This is a genomic window from Roseburia sp. 1XD42-69 (assembly GCF_003612565.1).
Lineage (GTDB): Bacteria > Bacillota > Clostridia > Lachnospirales > Lachnospiraceae > Roseburia_B.
Genome location: NZ_RAZG01000158.1, coordinates 1 through 3,029, shown reverse-complemented (window position 1 = coordinate 3,029; position 3,029 = coordinate 1). Strand labels below are relative to the sequence as shown.

Below are 3,029 nucleotides of genomic sequence, written 5' to 3'. Positions count from 1 at the left end.
TGAGCTACAGGAAGAGTCAGAAAAACACTGGGATTTTCTGGCTTCTTAGTGGTACAAACTTTTAACTCACAAGATGATTTGATTTTGTTAGATATTATGATGCCAGATGTTGACGGATTTATGTTTTGCAAAAAAATCCGAGGAATTGTAGACTGCCCTATTCTATTTCTCACAGCAAAAGTAATGGAAACAGACATTATCTACGGATTAGGAATAGGTGCTGATGATTATATTACTAAGCCTTTCCGAATAGGTGAATTACGAGCCCGTGTTACTGCCCACCTGCGTCGGGAAAGACGGGAGCACCATAATACATTAGGATTTGAACAGGAAATCAAGTTTGATTTATCTTCAAAGGAACTTTTTATGAAAGGCAAGAAAGTTGACCTAACCAAAAGCGAGTATGAAATTTGTGAGTATTTAGCCAGAAATAGAGGGCAGGTATTTACAAGAGAGCAGATTTATGAAGCTGTTTTTGGATTTGATGGTAACAGCGACAATTCAACGATTGCAACACATATAAAGAATATTCGCAGTAAGTTGGCAGGATATGGTGTTACTCCGATTAACACAGTCTGGGGGGTAGGATATAGATGGGAAGGATAAAACGGACTTCATTGCAAATGATTTTCTGGAAATTCTTAATTATTCTCATATTCGGATTGCTCTTATCGGCGGCAGTTCCTTTTTTGCTCCTTGCATTTGCTTCAAGTGCAGGGTATGTGACTTATGCTAATAATGCGGAACATTCCGTACAGGAAATATCGCCGATAATTGCGGCTGCACCAGATATTACAAAGGTTGCAATCCCTTCCTATTGTGAATATCTGATACTTGATGAAGATTATAATGTCCTCTATACAAACATGGATACAACGGAGCAGGAAAAGGCGTTGGAATTTGCAAAAACTGGAGAAAACAGTGACCCTACAAGCAGGACACAATACCAATTCATACCGAGGGAAACAGAATATTGCGTACTGAAATATTATGTGGGTTCGCAATATAAAAATGACTGGATGCAGAAACATTTGCCTGCTCCCGAAATATTATTATTGCTGTTGATAGGGGTAAATTGCATAGCGGTTTGCGTTTGTCTGACAATACGATATTCCCGAAAACTGAAAATTCAGTTATCTCCGTTGATTATGGCAACAGAACAAATACAGAAGCAAAATCTTGACTTTGAGGTAGAAAGCTCTGAAATCAGTGAATACAATGCGGTATTGAACTCTATTTCAGAAATGAAGGACAGCTTAAAATTATCTTTAGAACAACAATGGAAAGCAGAGCAATCACAAAGGGAACAAATAGCCGCACTTGCTCATGATGTAAAAACACCTTTAACTGTTATCCAGGGGAATATAGATTTAATGAATGAAACGGAACTTGACGATGAGCAACGATTATATGCAGGGTATATTACGGAAAGTTCGGAACAGATACAAGTATATATAAAGACTTTGATTGATATATCCCGTACAGTCACAGGCTATCAGCTTCAAGTAGAGAAAATTGATATAGCGGATTATATGGAACAAATTGAAGCACAGGCAAGTGCGTTATGTGTTACAAAGGAAATTCGCTTAAGCATGGAAACAGATATGGGATGTTTTGAAGCGGATAAATTGTTGTTGGAACGGGCAATTATGAATGTTGTCAATAATGCCTTAGAATACTCCCCGCAAAGAGGAACAATATATGTGGAAACGCAGAGGAAAGAAAACTTTCTGCAAGTTATTATAACAGACGAGGGAACTGGTTTTACGAATGAGGATTTGCGCCATGCAAGGGAGCAGTTTTTTATGGGCGACCACAGCCGAAGCTCTAATATGCACTTTGGCATGGGGCTTTATATCACAAACAGCATTGTAAAGCAACACAACGGGGAACTTACTCTTAAAAATTCCGATAAAACAGGCGGTGCAGAGGTTACAATAAAAATTCCATACTAGGATTTAATGGGCGATGGAAAGCATCGCCCATTATTTTTGCAAATCTTTATGAAATCTTCAAAAATACCTCGTAGTATTTAAAAAGTGAACGGCTGAATTTAAAGTCCGCCAAATAAAAAAACGGCGTATGGTGGGCGGTATTGCTATGCCCGAAAAGACTTAACAGACACTCTCCAGACCTGTTTTAGAGTTTGGAGGGATTTTTTTATGTTCTTTTTTCGGGCAGTTATCTATCTGCTCATGCAACGCAGATTTGATTTATACATAGCATATCGGGGAATGGCAGGAAGCCAGTTAAAAAAATCCCTGTCCATGCAACGCTACTTCTCACCATGAAACCAGAAGTAGAATCTCCGCTTAATAGAATTAGTATCACTTATAACCGTAGAGGTCACAGAGCCTTTGCGGTTTTTCTTTTGTCGTTTTTTATCAGATTATGCCGCAGGGCTGTTTCTGCTGTTGGCTGTCGCTCCCCGCCTCTCTCCATCTGGATTTCAGCATTTCAAAAATTCAGATGGGAGGTACTTACGGTGAAGTATGCACCAAGAAAAGTATATATCAAAGAAAACAATGTCTATGTGGAGTTGTCCTATCGGGATTTCTGCCGCCGCAGGGAATCCGACCAGAGATACATGGACAAGCTGTTTATCCCAGTGCAGGGCTGTCATGCGTGTTATGTGGCTGACAGGTTCGGAGGTGGTGCAGATGAGTGAGGAGCAGTTCCGGAATGAGAAGATGTACCACGCCACCATGAACATAGCGAAATCCCTCATGGAACAGGGGGCAATGACGGCAGAGGAGTACGGTCAGATTGATACAATTTTCCGGGAAAAATACCGCCCGATTTTGGTTAGTTTACAGACCGAAATGAGTGGATATAAAGCTGGTTCTATGGCATCATGTGACACTGACAAGACGGCGGGGTATGCGAGGGTATCCACGGATTCCGAGGAACAGGCGATAAGCTATGAGGCGCAGGTCGATTATTACACCCGGTACATAATGTTGTTTTCCAGATTAAAAGAGCCGCCAATCTTCAGATTATTTTAGCACCATATAAAATTGATGTAGTTC

Annotated in this window: 2 protein-coding genes and 2 pseudogenes; all 4 read left to right on the top strand. The window is 40.3% G+C overall.

Annotated features, from left to right (window positions below; genetic code table 11):
• Positions 1 to 75: 75 nt before the first annotated feature.
• Positions 76 to 606 (top strand): annotated as a pseudogene (locus tag D7Y06_RS24555) (response regulator transcription factor); the annotation flags it as partial.
• Entirely contained in the window at positions 594 to 1,955 is a 1,362-nt protein-coding gene (locus tag D7Y06_RS24550) for a sensor histidine kinase (RefSeq protein ID WP_120410100.1), read from the top strand. The pseudogene D7Y06_RS24555 and the gene D7Y06_RS24550, both read left to right, overlap by 13 nt.
• 530 nt (positions 1,956 to 2,485) lie before the next feature.
• The gene (locus tag D7Y06_RS24540; RefSeq protein WP_442970473.1) at positions 2,486 to 2,668 is read left to right on the top strand and encodes a hypothetical protein; all 183 of its coding nucleotides are present in this window, start codon (positions 2,486 to 2,488) and stop codon (positions 2,666 to 2,668) included.
• Positions 2,622 to 2,756, top strand: a pseudogene (locus D7Y06_RS28135) (SHOCT domain-containing protein); the annotation flags it as partial. The gene D7Y06_RS24540 and the pseudogene D7Y06_RS28135, both read left to right, overlap by 47 nt.
• Positions 2,757 to 3,029: the final 273 nt, after the last annotated feature.